Genomic DNA, 16,731 nt, shown 5'->3' on the forward strand with positions numbered 1-16,731 from the left:
ACGGATTCTGGACGAGGCATACGAACGGTTCGCGCGGACCGGGCCGGAGTGGGGCGAGAACACGCTCACCAACCACGGCCCGATGGCCGTCGAGGTCCTGGTACGACGTGGTCTCGCGGCCGACGTCCATCGCTGGATCGACGCGTACGTCGGCAAGCTCAGCGAGCTCCCGTCGGTGAGCGACCGCATCACCGACGACAGTTGGCAAGACGCGCTCGGAGACGGCCGCCGCATCGGAGACTGGACGGCGTACTTCGTCGAGCAATTGCAGGAGCACTCCTGGCGCGAGGTGCTCGTCACCTGGTGGCCGCGCCTGCTGCCGGGCATCGTGGCGGGCGCGACGCACGGGGTGATCCGCGTCAGTCACGCAGTACGGACCCTGCTCCGCGGCGACGAGAGCCCGGCCGCCGTGACCGAACTGGCCCATGGCCTCGCGTTCTGGGCAGCTCGGATGCGCGGTGTTCCGGGCGCCGATGATGCATCGGCCGGTCGTCATCGACGCGCTGATGGCACGCTCGGAGTCAACGAGGCGCTCGACGCCATCCCGCGAATCCCGTCCCAGCAGGGAACCGTGGCAGTCCGCTTCGGCCAGCTCGCCGAGCTGCCAACCTGGCCGGCCTCGCTGCGATCCCTCCGTACGCCGACCAGCCCGGCCGACGTCGAGCGCCAACTGGCCGACCTCGTCGCCGGGGCCGCGACGCGCTACCTCACGCACGGGCACGGCAGCCCGGTGCTCTTGGTGCACACGGCGACCGCGCCCAACGCAGTACTGCACACACTCCCCGCGCTGCCGCAGTCACTGTGGGCGCCAAGCCTGTCGTCGGTATGGGCGGCCAGTGCTGCGATCACGGCCGCGTATGCGCCCGCGCAGCCGCTGCCACGGGACGAACTACCCGCGGGCAGTGTCCACGCAGACGAGTTGATGAGTTACGCGCTGAAGCATTCCGACGAGCACGTGATCAAGTTCGCGGACACCGCCCTCGACGCATATGCCCACGGCGGCGATTCGGAGGTCCTGGCGGCTGCCCAACGGGTCGGAGATCTGATCAAATAGCAGTAGTGGTGGTCGGTGTTCCCGCGAAGTCACCGACCACCACCCAGCGGGTGTTTCAGCCGTTCCAGCCGCTGCCCTGCTTCGTGCGGGTGCCCAGACCGTTGGCCTTGCCGGGGTACAGGTACATGTCGCCACCGGTGTTCGCGACCGCGATCAGGTCGGGGATCTTGTCGCCGTTCAGGTCGCCGACCCCGGTCAGCGAACGCATCCCGTTCCAGCCGGTGCCGATCTGGACCCGGCTGGTGCCGCCGGCGAAGGTGAGGCCTTTGTACAGCCAGAGCTTCCCGGTCGAGTCGACCGCGACGAAGTCCGGCTTGCCGTCGCGGGACAGATCGCCGACAGCGGCCAGCTTCGTCATGCTGGTCCAGCTGGTGCCGATCTGCTTGCGGGTACCGAGCCCATTCGCCTTACCCGGGTACACCCAGAGCTTGCCGGTCGACTTCTCGATCGCGACCAGGTCGGGGTGGGCGTCGCCGGTGACGTTGCCGATGCCCATCAGATCGCGCATCCCGTTCCAGCCGCCGGTGCCGATCAACAGCCGGGTGGTGGCGGACAGACCCGGGCCGCGGTACAGCCAGAGCTTGCCCGTCGACTTCTCGATCGCCGCCAGGTCCGCGACGCCGTCTCCGGTGAGATCGCCGACTCCCGTCAGCTCGGTGTACCCGTTCCAGCCGGTGCCGAGCTTCACAGCATTGCTGCCGCCCTCGAACGCGCCGGCGCCGTTGTTGGTGTACCGGTAGAGGGTGCCGGTCGGCCGGTGCACCGCGACCATGTCATTGAGCTTGTCGCCGCTGAGGTCTCCGGCGTTGGTCAGGTCGGCGTCGGAGTGACCGGCCAAATACGAGAGTCCGCCGGTCTGCATCGTCGCGTTCAGTGCGGCGGCGGTCAGCGTGTACGTGCCGCCGGTCGACTTCCACGGATCCCAGACCGTCAGCGTCTTGGCGGTCAGGTCGTAGCCGTAGATCAGGATGGCGTGCCCGAAGTGGCCGCTCAGCCCCTTGTTCCAGGGCAGCTTCTCCATCCAGACGCCGATCTTCGGCGCGCGCTTCAGCGTGCCGATGTCGTACGCCGCCCAGTTCAGCAGGTTGGTCGCGCTGGTGGTGGTGTCGGTGTCCCAGACCGAGTACCCGAGCGGATTGATGTAGCCGTTGATGACCGGCAGGGCGGTCTTGTCCCACGTCCCGGAGGTCGTCGTGCCCATCTTCTTGGCCAGCGTCTCCTGGGTGACGCTGACGCCGAACGTGCCGAGGCTGATGGCGCTCGACGCCGGCACGCAGTTGTAGTTCGTGCTCTGGTAGACGGCCTTGATGGACAGCTTCCCCGACGTCGGCGCGGCGGCGACCGCTCTGGCGACCGAAGCGGCCGACCTCGGCTGCACCGCGCCACCGGGACGCACCGCACCGGTGGCGGCGAGCGGCGAAGCGGCACCGGGGTCAGCTACGGCGCCGACACCGTCGTCGACGCGCCCCGTGCCGGCGGTGAGCTCAGCGGTGCTCAGGGCAACCGAACCGGTGGCCGGGGGCAACTGCTGGGCGCCGGGCTTCGCGGTGTCCGCGGTCGCCGCGTGCACCACCCCACCGACGACCAGACCGGCAGCCACCACCGCGGCGGTTCCGAGCTTCCACTGCTTGCGTTTCATGCGGTTCCTCACAACACTCCGGGCGGATGATCGACCCCACCCAAACACACCCGAGGGGCAGACCGAAAACGGTCTGCCCCTCATCTAATTGTTCAGGCCGAGCCTGTCAGCAAGTGGCTGTCGGAGCCGCTTGTTCAGGCCGGGCCTGTCAGCAGGTGGCTGTCGGGGCCGCCCAGTCGGCACGGTCGTTGTAGCCGCCGTCGCCGGCATCGCCGACCAGTAGGTCGAGGACGCGGACGCCGGTGAGGTCGACGTCGACCGGCTTCGGGTGGTCACGATCTACGACCCCGCTGTCGAACAGCACCCTGCCGTCCCCGACCACCTGGAACGTCGACGTACCACCCTCCGGACCGACATTCCGTACTGCGTCGTCGATGCCGACCGTCGCGGTCAACCTGCTGCAGGCCTTGCCCAGGTAGTACCGCACGGTGGACGGCGACGCGACGCCGATCCCGGTCGGATAGGTCTGACCGACCAGGCTGATCGGTGAACCGCCACCCACACTCTGATCGACCGTCGGTGACATCCAGCCGCTCGTCGCAACGATCCACTGGTGATGAGACAGCGCGCCCGTACCGGTCGGCGGAACCGGCGCGACCACGATCGGCGAAACCGTCGTCTGCCGCTGCTTCCCGAACCCGATCGCCTCGTACGTCGTACTGGCCGTCAGCGTTGCATTACCAGGCGTCGCATCGGCCGCGAGCTTCACCGTGAAGGCGAACGCAGCCTGCTTGCCTGAGGCAAGGATTGCCGGTGCCGTGGTCAACGACTTCACGGTCCAGCCCGCTTCGCCGACCAGCGTGACGACCGGGCCCATGATCGGCAGGAGGCCGTCGTTGCGGACGACAACCTGGGCGGTGAGTTCGTCGCCGCCGGCAACTACCGGCGCGACACCATCCGGCTGCGCGTCGGTGCCGACCTTGGTCACCTGCGGGATCCCTGCGGTCACGTGCGGGATACCCGGGAGGCCGGTCGCCGGAGCGACCCGGAACAGCGCAGTACCGTGAGCCGGAACCGCCGCGCTGATCGTGCCGGCGCTCTCTGTGACCGCATTGGTCCAGGCGTTCTTCAAGGTGAAGCGTGCGCCGCTTAGGCCGACGGCTTTCGCTGTGGTGGTAAGGGTGTTGGCGCTGTCGCCGCGGTTGAGCAGAACGACGGCTCGGCCACCGTCGGCGAGGCGCTTCACCCACGTCTCCGTAGTACCAGCGGCTCCGACGCGAACGGCCTGGACCGCGGCCGGGTCCTGGTTGATACCGACGACATCGGGGTCGGTGAGCATGCCGATCGTGGTGGCGCTGAGCTTGCGGATGTCGCTGCCGACAACCAGCGGAGCGGCTGCCACGGACCAGAGGGTCAGCTGCGTCCGGAACTCTTCGTCGGACATGCCGAGCTCGGGAGCCAGGTAGTCCGGGTCGCCGAACGCGCCCGGCTTCACGACCTCCGGGTGCCTTGCGTTCGCATCGTAGTTGCGCAGGACGTCCTTGAACTTGATGTCGCCCTGGAACCCGACATCGGTGTAGGTCCGCCAGGACTGCGCGATCGCCGGCGCGTAGGACCAGGAGAACGTCGACTGCTGCGACTCGGGGTAGTTACCCCAGTCCGGCGAGGTCACCGGGTTGCACAGGTTGAAAATCATCGGGCGATGACTCGCGTTGTTGCGCAGGGCGTGGGCGAACTCGGTGAAGACCGTCTTCGGGTCGAGGTCGGCCGCAATGCCGCAGAGGTAGTCGACCTTGACGGCGTCGAAGCCCCAGGCCGCGAACTGATCCGCGTCACGCTGGTAGTAGCCGCCGCTGCCGAGACCGCAACGCCCGGGGATATAAGGTCCCGCGTCGGTATAGATCCCCGCCTTCAGACCCAAACTGTGGATGTAGTCGACGAGCGGTTTCAGTCCGTTCGGGAACTTGGCCGGATTGGGCTGCAGGTCGCCCGCCGCGCTCCGCGACTCATCGGCCTGCCAACCGCCGTCGAGCCACACGATGTCGTACCCGGCCTTCTTGAGCCCGCGATTCACCATCGAGTCCGCAACCGACCGAATCGTCGCCTCACTGAAGTCCCCACCAAGCCCGTAATAGGTGTTCCACCCCATATAAGGCGCAGGACTAAGCACCTGCGCACCCGACGACCCGACGGCAGAGGTGGCGCTGACGCCCCCTGAGGCGCCGGTGGCGGTGGTGGCGGTGGTGCTTGAGATGGCGGCGCCTGAGCTGCCGGTGCCGGTGCTGGAGCCGCCCGTGCGGGAGATGGCGGTGCTGGAGGTTGCGGTGGTGCTTGCGATGGCGGCGCCTGATGTGCCTGCGCCCGAGGAGGCGGTGCCTGAGGTAGTGGAGGTTGAGGAGGCGGTGCTTGAGGAGGCGGAGGTTGCGCCGGCGCGGACCGCCTTGGCGAGGGTTGCGGCGGTGGCCGCGTTGGCGGGGGTGGCCGCGTTGGCGGGGGTTGCGGCGGGGGCTGCGTGGGCGGGGGTTGCGGCGGGGGCTGCGTGGGCGGGGGTTGCGGCGGGGGCCGCGTGGGCGGGGGTTGCGGCGGGGGCTGCGTGGGCGGGGGTTGCGGCGGGGGCCGCGTGGGCGGGGGTTGCGGCGGGGGCGAGCGTGGCCGTCACCAGGACGGCCGCGATCACCCCGCCGAGTACGGCGGAGGGTTTCTTCACGTCTTGTTCCTTTGCTGCCTTGAAATGGACGGAGGTCAGTCGAGGGCTTCGACGACCAGGCAGGTCGAATCGGTCGTGCCGTCCCAGCGGACGCCGACCTGTAGTAGGTAGCTGCCCGGGTGGACCTCGTCGCCCACCCGGTAGAACTTCGTGGGATCCAGCTGCACCAGCGGAATCCGGCGTGGTCTCGTCGGCAACGTGCCGCGGACGTTCCCGTCACCGGTGTCCCAGAGGAACACCACGGACCGGTCCGCGCCGACATACTGCACACCTTCGGCCAAGGGATGAACCAAGCCGTTGGCGACAACATCGCGAATGTCCTTGTACTGCGCCACGTGGCGACCCGCAGCGGCCAGCTGATCGTCGGACCACTTCGACAGGTCGGCGCCGATCCCGAGGTTGCCGGCCATCGCCACGTGGAACCTGAAGTCCAGCGACCGGTCGCGACCGTCATGAGTGCCTTCGGCATCGGTCACCCAAGAGCTCATCAGATGAGGTGAGTAACCAGTGAGAAAGCCCCGCTGGATCTTCAGCCGATCGAGCGGTGCTGTGTTGTCGCTCGGCCACAGCGTGTCCACACACGCCGCCATCCCGAGGTCGACCCGGCCGCCACCACCGGCGCACCCCTCGACGAGGACACCCGGATGGTTCGCCCGGATCCGGTCGAGGATCTCGTACAGATTCGCCACGACCTGTCCGTCGAGATCGCGATGCACCCCACTGTCCAACCGCGGCCGGTTGGCATCCCACTTGAGATAGCTGATCTCGTACGACGACAGAAGCCGATCGAGCGTCTCCCAGATCCACTCCGCGACATCGTCCCGGCTGAGATCCAGGAGTAACTGGTTGCGAATGAGCAGCGGTTCGCGCCCGGTAGTCCGCAGAATCCACTCCGGATGCTTGGCCGCGAGCTCGGACCCCGGGCTTACCGACTCGGGTTCCACCCACAGGCCGAAGCTGAGCCCCACTTCCTTCAGGTCTTCGATGAAAGCATTGAGTCCTTGGGGAAAGGCGACCGGGTCGACCTCCCAGTCCCCCAGCCCGGCGGTGTCGTCGTTCCGCCCGGTGAACCAGCCGTCGTCGACGACGAACGTCTCGACGCCGGCCCGCACCGCGCGCCGGGCGAGCTCGAGCTGGTGATCCGCCCGCACATCGAACTCCGTCGCAAACCAAGAGTTGTAGACAACCTTCGGCGCGACCGCGTGCGACAACGTCCGCTTACGCGCGAAAGTCCGCTGATACGCGTGGAACGCCCGCGCGAGCCCATCAGGTCCTTCGGTACTGCATGCGCCGACTGCCACCGGGGAGACCCAGGACGATCCAGGGGCCACCAGCAGGCCGAGTGAAGACGGCACTCGGCCTGCCTGGATCCGGGTCTGCCCGGTGGTGTCGACATCCGCGCTCAGCTGCCACGAACCCGACCACGCGAGCTGCACGCCCCACGTAGTACCGGCCGGGTCGTCGGCATCGGCGACGGACAGGAAGGGTGAGTACGAGTGGCCGGTGATGCCTTGCCGGCTGTCTATGGTGAATCGGCCACGAGCCAGGGTGATCGCCGCCTGCTGGAACTCGCTGTTCCATTCGCCCCACAGGTAGCGCAGGCAAGCGCCGCCGATGGTTGGGACGACAAAGCCGGCCGAATCGTGGTGATGCAAGGTGAAGTCGGCAGACCCGTCGTTGTGCACCGATACCCACCGCTCGACGACATCGAGCTCTGCAGGCATCCGATAGTGCAGGACGAGCCTCAACGACCGCAGTTCGTCGAGGAACGTCAGCTCCAGGTGATCACCATCTTGCGCGTCCGCCATGAAGACCGGCCGGCATTCGTCGTTCCCGTCCGGCCCGCTCACCACCAACTCGGCAGGAGCGGCATACCGGACGCCACGTACGGCGTACTCCAACGGCTCCACATCGGCAGCCGGGAGGAAGTGGACCGTTCCGGTCGGAGCCACCGTCGACGGGCCGTCGGCCATCGCATGCGGGCCCCAGGCAACCAATCTCGCCCACTGCCCGTGCTCCGGGACCTCGACCACGTACGGCGTTGTTGCCCCGCGCAACGTCCACTGAGTCACTTGACGGCTCCGATCGCCAGTCCCGACACGAAGTGCTTCTGGAACTTCAAGAAGACGACAAGAGTCGGTACGGCCGCAATAACGGTGCCTGCGGCAATCACGTTCCAAGATGACACGAAAAGTCCTTGCAGCCCGAGCAGCGCGGGTGTCACCGGCATCTTCTCGCCCGACCGGATGACCGTGATCGACCAGAGCAGGTCGTTGAAGATCCAGGTGAACGACAAGGCGCCGAGAGCGGCGAGTGCCGGCCGGGTCAGCGGCAGGATGACGCTGCCGAAGATCTTGCCCGGCCCGGCCCCGTCGATCGTGGCCGCCTCCTGGATCTCCCGCGGCAGATCACGCATGAAGCCGTGCAGCACGAAGGTGTAGAACCCGAGCCCGAAGCCGACATGCACGGCGATCAGCGCGTACAGCGTGTCGTAGTACCCGGTCAGCTCGACGAATCGCGAGATCGGGATCAGCAGGATCTGCGGCGGCAACAGGTTGCCCATCAACATCAGCAACAACACGGTCCGCCGGAACGGGATGTTGTACCGGGCCAGCCCGTACGCCGCGGTCGCCGCGAACCCGAGGCTCAACAGCACTGCCGGAATCGTCACCAGCAACGAGTTGATCAAAGCCCTGAATTCGTCCGCGTCCTGCCACGCCGACTTGTACGTCGAGAAGGTGAACGAGTGCGGCAGAGAACCCAGTCCGTTCGCCGCGACGTCGTCGAAGCTGCGGAACGAGATCACCACCACCCACAGGATCGGCGCGATCCACAGGAACGAGACCAGCCCCATCGCCAGGTGATAGCCGGAAGTCTTGAACCGGTTCGTCATGTCTCCTCCCGGAAGGCACGGATCAGGTAGCCGAGGATGACCGCGAGGGCGAGCAGGAAGATCACCACGGCGATCGCGGAGGCGTAGCCCAGCTGGGTGGATTGGAAGGCAGTCGAGTACATGTAGGTGCTGAGCAGCTCGGAGGAGTGGTACGGACCGCCCTTCGTCATCGACCAGACGATGTCGAACGATCTGAGCGAGTCGATGACGATCACCGACAACACGACCGAGTTGACGCCCTTGAGCTGCGGGATCGTCACGTAGCGAGTCCGTTGCCACGCCGAGGCGCCGTCCACTCTTGCCGCCTCGTAGAGAGCGGGGTCGACTGCCTTCAGGCCGGCCAGGTAGAGGACCATCACGTAACCGATCTGGCGCCACAACGCGGGCAGGATCACGGCGTACAAGGCGGTGTCGGGGTCCGCGAGCCAGGGCCGGACGAGGTTGCCGAGGCCGACACCACGGAGTACGGAATCGACCAGACCGTCGGGCTGGTAGAAGACGCGCCAGATCAGCGCGGTGACAACCAGCGAGAAGACAACCGGGGTGAACAAGGCTGCGCGGTAGATGCCGACGCCGCGGCGCTCCTTCTGCAACAGCAGTGCCATCCCGAAGCCGCCGATCACACTGAGGCCACCGAACAGCACCAGCCAGATCGCCGTGTTCTTCAGCGCGGTGCGGAAGATCGGATCCGAGACCATGTCGTGGAAGTTGCCGAAGCCAACGAACTTGGGTGCGGTCAGCCCGTCCCAGTTGGTCAACGCCAACCAGAACCCTTGCAGCGCAGGCCAGAACACCCACACGGCCTCGATCGCGAACGGCACGAACACGAACGCCAGAATCAACGGCGAGATCCGGTGCAACCGACTCCGCGGCTGCCGCCCGGACCACCCGGGCCGCCCGCGGCCGCCCGACCGAGACGACTTCCCGGGCGCCGTCTCAGGCAAGGACTCGATCGAGGTCGCTGTCACGCCTTGAACACTTTCTCGGCCGCTGCTTGCCAGTCCTTCAGGATCTGGTCGATCTGGTCAGGCTTGTCGAGGAACTTGGTGAGGGCGGCGTCGGCGGTGGGCTGGAGGGCGTCGCTGGAGTCGCGGTTGAAGAACTGGGTGAGTTCCTTCGCGTCTTGAACCATGGCTTTGCCCTTACGGACCAGCGGCGTGTCGGCGGCCTTGCCATCCGGGTTCGCCGGGATCACCGTGCCGGAGGAGTTCTTGACGTAGATCTCCTGCGCCTCGGCGGTGGCGACCCAGGCCAGGAACTTCTTCACCGCCTCGGGGTCCTTCGCCTTCTTGCTGGCGAAGAAGCCGTCGGTCGGCGCCTCCTCGGCGACCGGGACCGACGGGTCGATGATCGGGAACTGGAAGAAGTCGATGTCGTCGAGCGCGTCCTTGGGCGCGGAGTCGGCGAAGAAGGTGCCGATCAGGAACATGCCGGTCTTGCCACCGAGCAGGGCCGACGTCGCCTCCTGGAACGGGAACGACTTGCCCTTCGGATCGAAGTACGGCAAGGCCTCCTTCCACTTGGTGAAGACCGCCTTGACCTTCGGGTCGTCGAAGCGGCCCTCGCCGGCCAGCAACTGGCGGTGAAACGGCGCGCCGTTGATCCGGATGTTCAAGTAGTCGAACCAGGCCGACGCGACCCACGGGGTGTCGCCCAGACCGATGCCGATCGGCGGCACGCCCTTGCTCTGAATCGTCTTGCAGACGGCGAGGAACTCCGCCCAGGTCTTCGGCGGCGTGACGCCCCACTTGGCGAAGTTCGACTTGCGGTAGAACATGCCCCACCAGTAGTAGTTGGTCGGCACGAAGATCTTCTGCCCGTTCTCGCCGGTGGACAGCTTCTGCATCGACTCCGGGTAGTTCTGCATCCCGTCCCACACGCTGCTCACGTCCAGCAGCAGGTCCTTCTTGGCGTACGAGTTCGCCACCGAGCCGGCGTACCAGGTGTAGACGTCCGGCGGGTTGGCCGAGGTCAGGTACGTCGGCAGCTGGGTGCGGAAGATCTCCGCGGCGACGGTGTTCAGCTTCACCTTGCCGCCGGTCTTGCCATAGGCCTCGACCAGCTTCTCCATCGCGGCTTTCGCCTGCTCCGCGGAGAGATTGGACTGTAGCGACAGCTCACCGCTCGCGCTCCCGCTACTGCCGCTGCTGTTGCTGTTGGTGGTCGAGGTCGCGCAGCCCGGGACCAGGGCCGCGGCCCCGAGCATCCCGAGCCCCTTGAGGAACGTGCGCCGATCAGCTGCCAGACCTGCCATGCCCGTACTCCTGAGCTCTCGCGGCACGGTCGGGATCCGCCGTGCCAGTCGATTGAGTGGTTCGTTCTGCGGAGGATCTTGCAGCCGCGTCGTCGGGCATGTCAATATTAATTCGTAAATTACGAGCAAATCGCTTGACGTGACAGACCGGTCACGATCAACTGGTGCCTCGTTCATCGTTGGAGACGTTGGATCGATCGAGACGTGGAGGCTTCCGTTGCGGCTTGCTGAGCGGGTGATCGTGGTGACCGGGGCGTCCACCGGTATCGGCGCTGCCTGCGTGCAGCGCCTGCTGGACGAGGGCGCCTCGGTCGTGCAGATCGACCTTCAGCCGTGCAAGGAGATCGCCGGCCGGTCGATCGCAGTACTGGGTGATGTCGCCTCTCCCGACACGTGGGCAGAGGCGTTGTCCCGCGGCCGCGACGAACTCGGGCCGATCGACGGACTCGTCAGCAACGCGTACATGGTCGATGTCCGGCCCGCGCACGAACTCCCACCGAGCTCCTGGCAACGCCAACTCGACGTCAACCTCACCGCCACGTTCCTCGGCTTTCAGACCTTGTACTTCGACCTGGCCGCGACCGGCGGTTCCGTTGTACTGGTGTCGTCGGTGCACGCCCTGGCCGGGATCCCGGGCCACCCCGCTTATGCGGCCACCAAGGGGGCACTGGTAGCTCTCGGCCGGCAACTCGCAGTCGAGTACGGCGGATCGATCCGGGTGAACACGGTGCTTCCGGGCCCGGTCGACACCGCCGCGTGGGACCGTGTCTCGCCGGAAGGGAAACAACAGAGTGCTCAGGCGACCGCTGTCGGGCGACTCGGCCGACCGGACGAGGTGGCCGCGGCCGTCGCGTTCCTGCTGTCGGACGAGGCCTCGTTCGTCACGGCGGCCAGTCTCGTCGTCGACGGCGGCTGGTCCGCAGTGAAGGACTCGGCATGACCGGACTTAGTTCAGGACTTGTATCGAGAGGGATGGGGAGTTGCCGGTGACGGGGATTCAGCGCGGGATGTCCCGGGGTTTGCACGGGCAGATCGTCGAGGTGATGGCGCAGCGGATCCTGTCGGGCCAGATCCCGCAGGGCGCGACCATCAACGTGGTCGAACTGCAGGCAGATCTCGGCGTCAGCCTGACCGCCGTCCGGGAGGCACTCAAAGTACTGACCGCCAAGGGACTCGTGGACGCGCGGCAGAAGCGCGGCACTTTCGTTCGCCCACGGTCCGACTGGAACCTGCTCGACGCGGACATGATCCGCTGGCACTTCGACGACGACGTCCGCCCGGAGTTGCTCGAGGAGTTGCACGAGGTGCGAGGCATCGTCGAACCGGCTGCCGCCCGGCTGGCCGCAGTACGGGCTGAAGAGGCGCACCTCCAGGCTTTGGACACCGCGCTCGCCGCCATGTCGTCCGCGACGAACGACCTGGCTGCGGCGGAAGCGGATGTCGCGTTCCACAAAGCCCTGCTGGCCGCCACCGGCAACGAGCTGCTGACCAAGATGGAGGTCATCATGGAGACCGGCCTGGCCGGTCGCGACCGCTTAGTTCATCGGGTGAAGCCCTCCGACGACCCGGTGCCCAGTCACCGGCGAGTAGTGGACGCGGTCCGCGCGCACGATCCCGAAGGCGCTGAGCTGGCGATGCGCGAGCTGCTGGCGAAGGCAGCCGAGGATCTCTCGGACGTCCGGGGCCGCAAGTGAAGATCGAGCGGATCGAGACGTTCCTGGTTCCACCGCGCTGGCTGTTCTGCCGGATCGAGACCAGCGACGGCGTCGTCGGCTGGGGCGAACCAGTGGTCGAAGGCCGCGCGGAGGTGGTCCGGACGGCGATCGAGACCCTGTCGGAGTACCTGATCGGGCAGGACCCGCTACAGATCGAGCGGCACTGGCAGATCCTGTCGAAGGGTGGCTTCTACCGCGGCGGTCCCGTGCTGAGCAGCGCGGTGGCGGGGCTCGATCATGCGTTGTGGGACATCGCGGGCAAGGTCTACGGCGCACCGGTTTCGTCGCTGCTCGGCGGCCGCGTGCGCGATCGCGTCCGGGTGTACGCGTGGGTCGGCGGTGACGAGCCGGCCGAGGTCGCGGACCAGGTCGCCGCCCAGATCGCGGGTGGCATGACAGCGGTCAAGATGAACGCCATGGGGCGGATCCAGCCGTCTCCCTCGCTGGGTGAGATCAACGCGATCGTCTCCCGGCTCGAGGCCGCACGATCGGTGCTCGGCGACTCCCGCGATGTCGCGATCGACTTGCACGGCCGTGTGGGCGTGGCCGCGGCGCGACGAATCCTGCATGCGGTCGAGCCCCTGCATCCGCTGTTCGTCGAGGAGCCGGTACTGCCGGAGCATCAGCGCCACCTGCCGGAGGTCGTCGCCAGCTCGACCGTTCCGGTGGCGCTGGGCGAGCGGCTCTACCACCGGTCGGACTTCGTCCCGGCGCTGGAGGCCGGGGTCGCCGTGGTCCAGCCGGATGTCTCGCATGCGGGCGGGATCTCGGAGTTGCGGCGGATCGCAGTACTGGCTGAGACGCACGGCGCGTTGCTGGCGCCGCATTGCCCGCTCGGTCCGATCTCGCTGGCGGCCAGCCTCCAGGTCTCGTTCGCGACGCCGAACTTCCTGATCCAGGAGCAGAGCCGCGGGATCCATTACCACACGGGCAGCGACCTCACGTCGTACGTGGCCGACCCGGCGCCGTTCACCTGGGTGGACGGGCACGCGGAGTGGAATCCCCTTCCTGGCTTGGGGATCACGGTCGACGAGGACGCCGTCCGCGCCGCCGACAAGATCGGGCACACGTGGCGGAACCCGGTTTGGACACACGAGGACGGATCCTTCGCGGAATGGTGACAGAGCTTCCCCTTCCAGCCAACGAGGTCGCGGTCGACCTGGACGACGGCGGGCGCTGGACCTCGCTGTTCCTGGGCGGCCGCGAATGGTTGTGGGCGGCACCCTTTTCAGGGTCGCGGACGGGACGTACGTCGTACGTCGATGTCGGCGGGCTGGACGAGTGTTTCCCGACCGTCCGCGGCGTCCCCGACCACGGCGGACTGTGGAACCAGCCGTGGGGTTCGCTCGATGAGGACGAGGACTGGGACGTCGTCCAGTACGGTGAAGCGGTGCTTCTCCGCCGTTTCAACGGCGGTGAAACCCCTGCAGAGATCACCGAAACTGGCGCCATCTGGGCCGACTACCGGCTCGTCGCCCCCACCGGCTATCGCTTCACCTGGACGGCCCACGCCCTACTGGACTGCGGTGTCGGCACAACTCTGATCGCTCCCGCGGGCACCACCTGCAGGCTTTACCCAGAGGCTGCGCGTTGGGTACAGACTCCTTGGCCTTCAACCCCGTGGATGGAGGCGAGCTGGCCATCGCCGGCTGGGATCGAACTGGAGACCTACGGGCCGACGGACGGTTCGGCGGTCGGCGCTGTGCTGGTGGATCTCCCGACGATCTCGGTGCGAGACGGCGACAACGAGCTGACCTTCTCGCTCAGTTGCCCAGGGCAACCGACGTCGGTCGCCGTGTGGCGGAACCTCGGCGGGTTCCCCGAGCGTGCGCCGTACCGGAGCCTCGGGGTGGAGCCGATGCTCGGCCGCGTCTTCGACCTCGCCGACGCCGGCCCGGACGACGCGGCAACGGTACCCGAATCAGGTGAGCTGACCTGGCGACTCGTGCTCTCCGCCAGGCGCCTCTGAAACGCTGGACATGCTGTGGAGTCAGCTACGGTGAAAACGTCGAAGGGGAATGTCATGGACCTGTTGGCCGCACTCAGCCGGCGGAAGGTGCTGGCGATCATCCGCGCGGACGGGCCCGATCGGGCGCTGGAGTGCGTCCGGACCCTGGTCGGCGCCGGGATCACCGCGCTCGAGGTGTCGCTCACGACACCTGGCGCCGCCGAGGCGATCGCGAAGGCTCGCTCGGAGTTCGACCTTTCGGTGCTGATCGGTGCGGGTACCGTCGTCACCGCTGCGCAGGCCGATGAGATCGCGGCCGCCGGAGCGGGCTTCACCGTGACCCCGGCGATCACCCGCGGTGCCCATCGCAGTGTCGAGCTGGGCCTGCCACTTCTGTGCGGTGCCCTGACCCCGACCGAGGTGATCACGGCTCTCGACGCGGGTGCGCTCGCGGTGAAGATCTTCCCCGCCAAACTCCACGGCCCGGGCTACCTCCGCGAACTCCGCGCCCCACTCCCCAACGCGCCGCTGATCGCGGTCGGCGGCGTCGACGCCGCCACCGCTCCGCAGTACCTCGCAGCAGGGGCCTTCGCGGTCGGCATCGGCTCTCCTCTCCTGGGCGACGCGGGCACTGGAGGCTCGCAGTCCGACCTTGCTGGGCGGGCCGCCACCTTCCTGGCAGCGGTGAGCGATGCCTGACGTTCTCACGCTCGGCGAGGCGATGGTGTCGATCCGCTCGAAGACGGCGCTGAGGATGGGCGGCGAGGCGCATCTGTCCGTCGCGGGGTCCGAGAGCAACGTGGCGATCGGGCTCGCGCGACTCGGGCATCAGGCTGCCTGGATAGGTGCTGTGGGCAACGACGAACCAGGGCGGCTGATCCAGCGGACGTTGCGCGCCGAAGGGGTCGACACCCGGTACCTGCGTTTCTCCGACGAGTCCTTCACCGGCTTCATCGCCTTCGACCAGCCGGCCCACGACATCACTCGGGTGAGCTACCACCGCCGCGGATCGGCCGGCTCGACTCTGACTGCCGCGGAATGCCTTGCAGCCCTGGAAGAAACCCGACCGCGGTTGCTGCACGTCACCGGGATCACGCCCGCGTTGTCCGACGAGGCCGGCGCCGCGACGCTGTCCGCAGTACGGGCTGCTGCTTCCGGCGGCGTTCATGTTTCGTTCGACGTCAACTATCGCGGGCGTCTGTGGTCGCGTGCGGACGCTGCCGTCGTACTGCGCGAACTCCTGCCCCACGTCGACACCGTGTTCGCCTCGGACGACGAGCTCGACCTTCTCACCGATGCCAGCGATCCGGTCACCGAACTTCTTGCCTCGGTCAACGAGGTCGTCGTCACCGCCGGCGGGAAAGGCGCGTGGTCTCATACGAACGCCGGGACGATCCACCAGCCGGCCCTGCCGGTAACTGTCGTCGACAGCATCGGCGCAGGCGACGCGTTCGTCTCCGGCTATCTCTCCGGGACCCTCGACGAGTTGCCCACCTCCGCCCGCCTCGACCGTGCGACGGCCAGCGGCGCCTTCTGCGTCGGCGCTTTCGGCGACTGGGAGTCGCTCCCAACCCGCGAAGAACTCAGCCTGCTGGCGCAGTCGCACGGCACCGCCCTGCGCTGACGAACGCGGCCGCCACGCGACGACGAGACGCCCGGCGACGCGGCGACGCGGCAGTCGGGCGACACGCGGCAGTCGGCGACAGGCGGCGACCTCTTCCGCAGCTCGCCACGCCACCCGAGTTGCCATCGGCGACCTGGAACCGCCGCCTGAGAAGGTTATTCAGTGGCGGCCGGGTGGCGGAATTGGGAAGGTGAGGCGGTGACCGTCTTCGTGAAGCGGCGTGAGCTCGCCGCAGCAGGGTCGATCGCCGAGGCCCTGGACATCTTCGGTTCCGAGATCCGCTTCTACCGCGAGATCGCACCGGTCATCGGCATCCGGGTGCCGAACTGCTATCGCGCCGACGAGACCGCAGAGGGCACCTTGCTGGAACTGGAGGATCTGTCAGCCTGGACACCTGGGGCCGCCCCGGAAGCGGCGGCGTACACGCTGCGCCTGCTCCATTCCCGCTGGGAAGGCGAGGCCGTTCGGCGCTGGCCATGGCTCCGGCCGGTCGGCGCAGCCGTCGACCTGGTCGGACGCCTGTACGACGAAACGTGGCCGCGCCTCGCCGACCTTCCCCCCGCGGTCCAGGTTGTCGGCGAACGACTGGTCGGCAACGTCACCGCCGCCGAGCGCCAGCTCCTCGACGCCGGTCCGCTGACCTTGGTCCACGGCGACGCCTCAGCCCAGAACCTCCGCACCAGCCCCACCGGCGAAGTCGCCCTCCTCGACTGGGAGGACGTCTCCGCAGCCCCCGGCATCCTCGACCTCGGCTGGTTCCTTCTCAGCTCGGTCGATCCCGACGACTGGCCCGCCACCATCGCGGCGTACGGCCACGACAGCGGTCTCCACGAGGTACTGCCGTCCCTCATCGTGCAGGGTCTACTGTCCCTCGCCGACCACTCCCCCGACTCCCCGGAGGCCGAGGCTTGGCGGCACCGTCTCGACGCCGCCGCCAAGCGCCTCGAGAGCTGACCG

14 protein-coding genes are annotated in these 16,731 nt (G+C 67.6%); 8 read left to right on the forward strand and 6 right to left on the reverse strand.

Annotated elements, in window-relative coordinates; translation table 11 throughout:
• Positions 1–82 precede the first annotated feature (82 nt).
• The gene (locus tag DIZ26_RS20430; RefSeq protein WP_112243834.1) at positions 83–1,054 is read left to right on the forward strand and encodes a questin oxidase family protein; all 972 of its coding nucleotides are present in this window, start codon (positions 83–85) and stop codon (positions 1,052–1,054) included.
• 55 nt (positions 1,055–1,109) lie between these two features.
• Here the strand turns inward: DIZ26_RS20430 and DIZ26_RS20435 are convergent, their stop codons facing one another.
• From DIZ26_RS20435 to DIZ26_RS20465, 6 genes are all read right to left on the reverse strand, one after another.
• Positions 1,110–2,693: an FG-GAP-like repeat-containing protein gene (locus tag DIZ26_RS20435; RefSeq protein ID WP_112243836.1), complete on the reverse strand. Its 1,584-nt coding sequence runs from the start codon at positions 2,691–2,693 to the stop codon at positions 1,110–1,112.
• 148 nt (positions 2,694–2,841) lie between these two features.
• Entirely contained in the window at positions 2,842–5,340 is a 2,499-nt protein-coding gene (locus DIZ26_RS20440; protein ID WP_198676187.1) for an NPCBM/NEW2 domain-containing protein, read from the reverse strand.
• 35 nt (positions 5,341–5,375) lie between these two features.
• Complete coding sequence (locus DIZ26_RS20450; protein WP_198676188.1) at positions 5,376–7,412, reverse strand: alpha-galactosidase; 2,037 nt, start codon at positions 7,410–7,412, stop codon at positions 5,376–5,378.
• Entirely contained in the window at positions 7,409–8,233 is an 825-nt protein-coding gene (locus DIZ26_RS20455) for a carbohydrate ABC transporter permease (RefSeq protein WP_112243840.1), read from the reverse strand. Before DIZ26_RS20455 ends, DIZ26_RS20450 begins: the two co-directional genes overlap by 4 nt.
• A complete protein-coding gene (locus DIZ26_RS20460) occupies positions 8,230–9,201 on the reverse strand; it encodes a carbohydrate ABC transporter permease (protein WP_232828479.1) in 972 nt (323 codons plus the stop codon). The genes DIZ26_RS20455 and DIZ26_RS20460 overlap by 4 nt, the downstream gene beginning before the upstream one ends.
• Positions 9,198–10,487: an ABC transporter substrate-binding protein gene (locus DIZ26_RS20465; protein ID WP_112243842.1), complete on the reverse strand. Its 1,290-nt coding sequence runs from the start codon at positions 10,485–10,487 to the stop codon at positions 9,198–9,200. Before DIZ26_RS20465 ends, DIZ26_RS20460 begins: the two co-directional genes overlap by 4 nt.
• 217 nt (positions 10,488–10,704) lie before the next feature.
• Between DIZ26_RS20465 and DIZ26_RS20470 the strand changes: the two genes are divergently transcribed.
• From DIZ26_RS20470 to DIZ26_RS20500, 7 genes are all read left to right on the forward strand, one after another.
• Positions 10,705–11,427 carry an SDR family NAD(P)-dependent oxidoreductase gene (locus DIZ26_RS20470; RefSeq protein WP_112243844.1) on the forward strand — a complete coding sequence of 241 codons (723 nt, stop codon included), beginning with the start codon at positions 10,705–10,707 and terminating at the stop codon, positions 11,425–11,427.
• Positions 11,428–11,473: 46 nt separating this feature from the next.
• Positions 11,474–12,181 (forward strand): FadR/GntR family transcriptional regulator, encoded by a 708-nt coding sequence (locus DIZ26_RS20475; RefSeq protein ID WP_232828480.1) that lies wholly within the window; start codon positions 11,474–11,476, stop codon positions 12,179–12,181.
• Positions 12,178–13,323, forward strand: a complete 1,146-nt coding sequence (dgoD, locus tag DIZ26_RS20480) for a galactonate dehydratase (protein WP_112243847.1) — start codon at positions 12,178–12,180, stop codon at positions 13,321–13,323. The genes DIZ26_RS20475 and dgoD overlap by 4 nt, the downstream gene beginning before the upstream one ends.
• On the forward strand, positions 13,317–14,171 hold the full coding sequence (locus tag DIZ26_RS20485; protein ID WP_112243849.1) for a hypothetical protein: 855 nt from the start codon (positions 13,317–13,319) through the stop codon (positions 14,169–14,171). Before dgoD ends, DIZ26_RS20485 begins: the two co-directional genes overlap by 7 nt.
• A 54-nt stretch (positions 14,172–14,225) precedes the next feature.
• On the forward strand, positions 14,226–14,849 hold the full coding sequence (locus DIZ26_RS20490; protein ID WP_112243851.1) for a bifunctional 4-hydroxy-2-oxoglutarate aldolase/2-dehydro-3-deoxy-phosphogluconate aldolase: 624 nt from the start codon (positions 14,226–14,228) through the stop codon (positions 14,847–14,849).
• Positions 14,842–15,774, forward strand: a complete 933-nt coding sequence (locus DIZ26_RS20495; RefSeq protein ID WP_112243853.1) for a sugar kinase — start codon at positions 14,842–14,844, stop codon at positions 15,772–15,774. Before DIZ26_RS20490 ends, DIZ26_RS20495 begins: the two co-directional genes overlap by 8 nt.
• A 198-nt stretch (positions 15,775–15,972) precedes the next feature.
• Entirely contained in the window at positions 15,973–16,728 is a 756-nt protein-coding gene (locus DIZ26_RS20500) for a phosphotransferase family protein (RefSeq protein WP_157979767.1), read from the forward strand.
• Positions 16,729–16,731: the final 3 nt, after the last annotated feature.

Origin of the sequence: Kribbella monticola, from assembly GCF_003261635.1 — a bacterium.
In the GTDB taxonomy this organism is placed as follows: domain Bacteria; phylum Actinomycetota; class Actinomycetes; order Propionibacteriales; family Kribbellaceae; genus Kribbella; species Kribbella monticola.

What these genes read in the sequence shown, in the direction of transcription:
- DIZ26_RS20490 (WP_112243851.1), top strand. Translation starts at nt 14,226, where the DNA reads ATGGACCTGTTGGCCGCACTCAGCCGGCGGAAGGTGCTGGCGATCATC.
- DIZ26_RS20455 (WP_112243840.1), bottom strand. Translation starts at nt 8,233, where the DNA reads ATGACGAACCGGTTCAAGACTTCCGGCTATCACCTGGCGATGGGGCTG.
- DIZ26_RS20495 (WP_112243853.1), top strand. Translation starts at nt 14,842, where the DNA reads ATGCCTGACGTTCTCACGCTCGGCGAGGCGATGGTGTCGATCCGCTCG.
- DIZ26_RS20485 (WP_112243849.1), top strand. Translation starts at nt 13,317, where the DNA reads ATGGTGACAGAGCTTCCCCTTCCAGCCAACGAGGTCGCGGTCGACCTG.
- DIZ26_RS20435 (WP_112243836.1), bottom strand. Translation starts at nt 2,693, where the DNA reads ATGAAACGCAAGCAGTGGAAGCTCGGAACCGCCGCGGTGGTGGCTGCC.
- DIZ26_RS20430 (WP_112243834.1), top strand. Translation starts at nt 83, where the DNA reads ATGGCCGTCGAGGTCCTGGTACGACGTGGTCTCGCGGCCGACGTCCAT.
- DIZ26_RS20465 (WP_112243842.1), bottom strand. Translation starts at nt 10,487, where the DNA reads ATGGCAGGTCTGGCAGCTGATCGGCGCACGTTCCTCAAGGGGCTCGGG.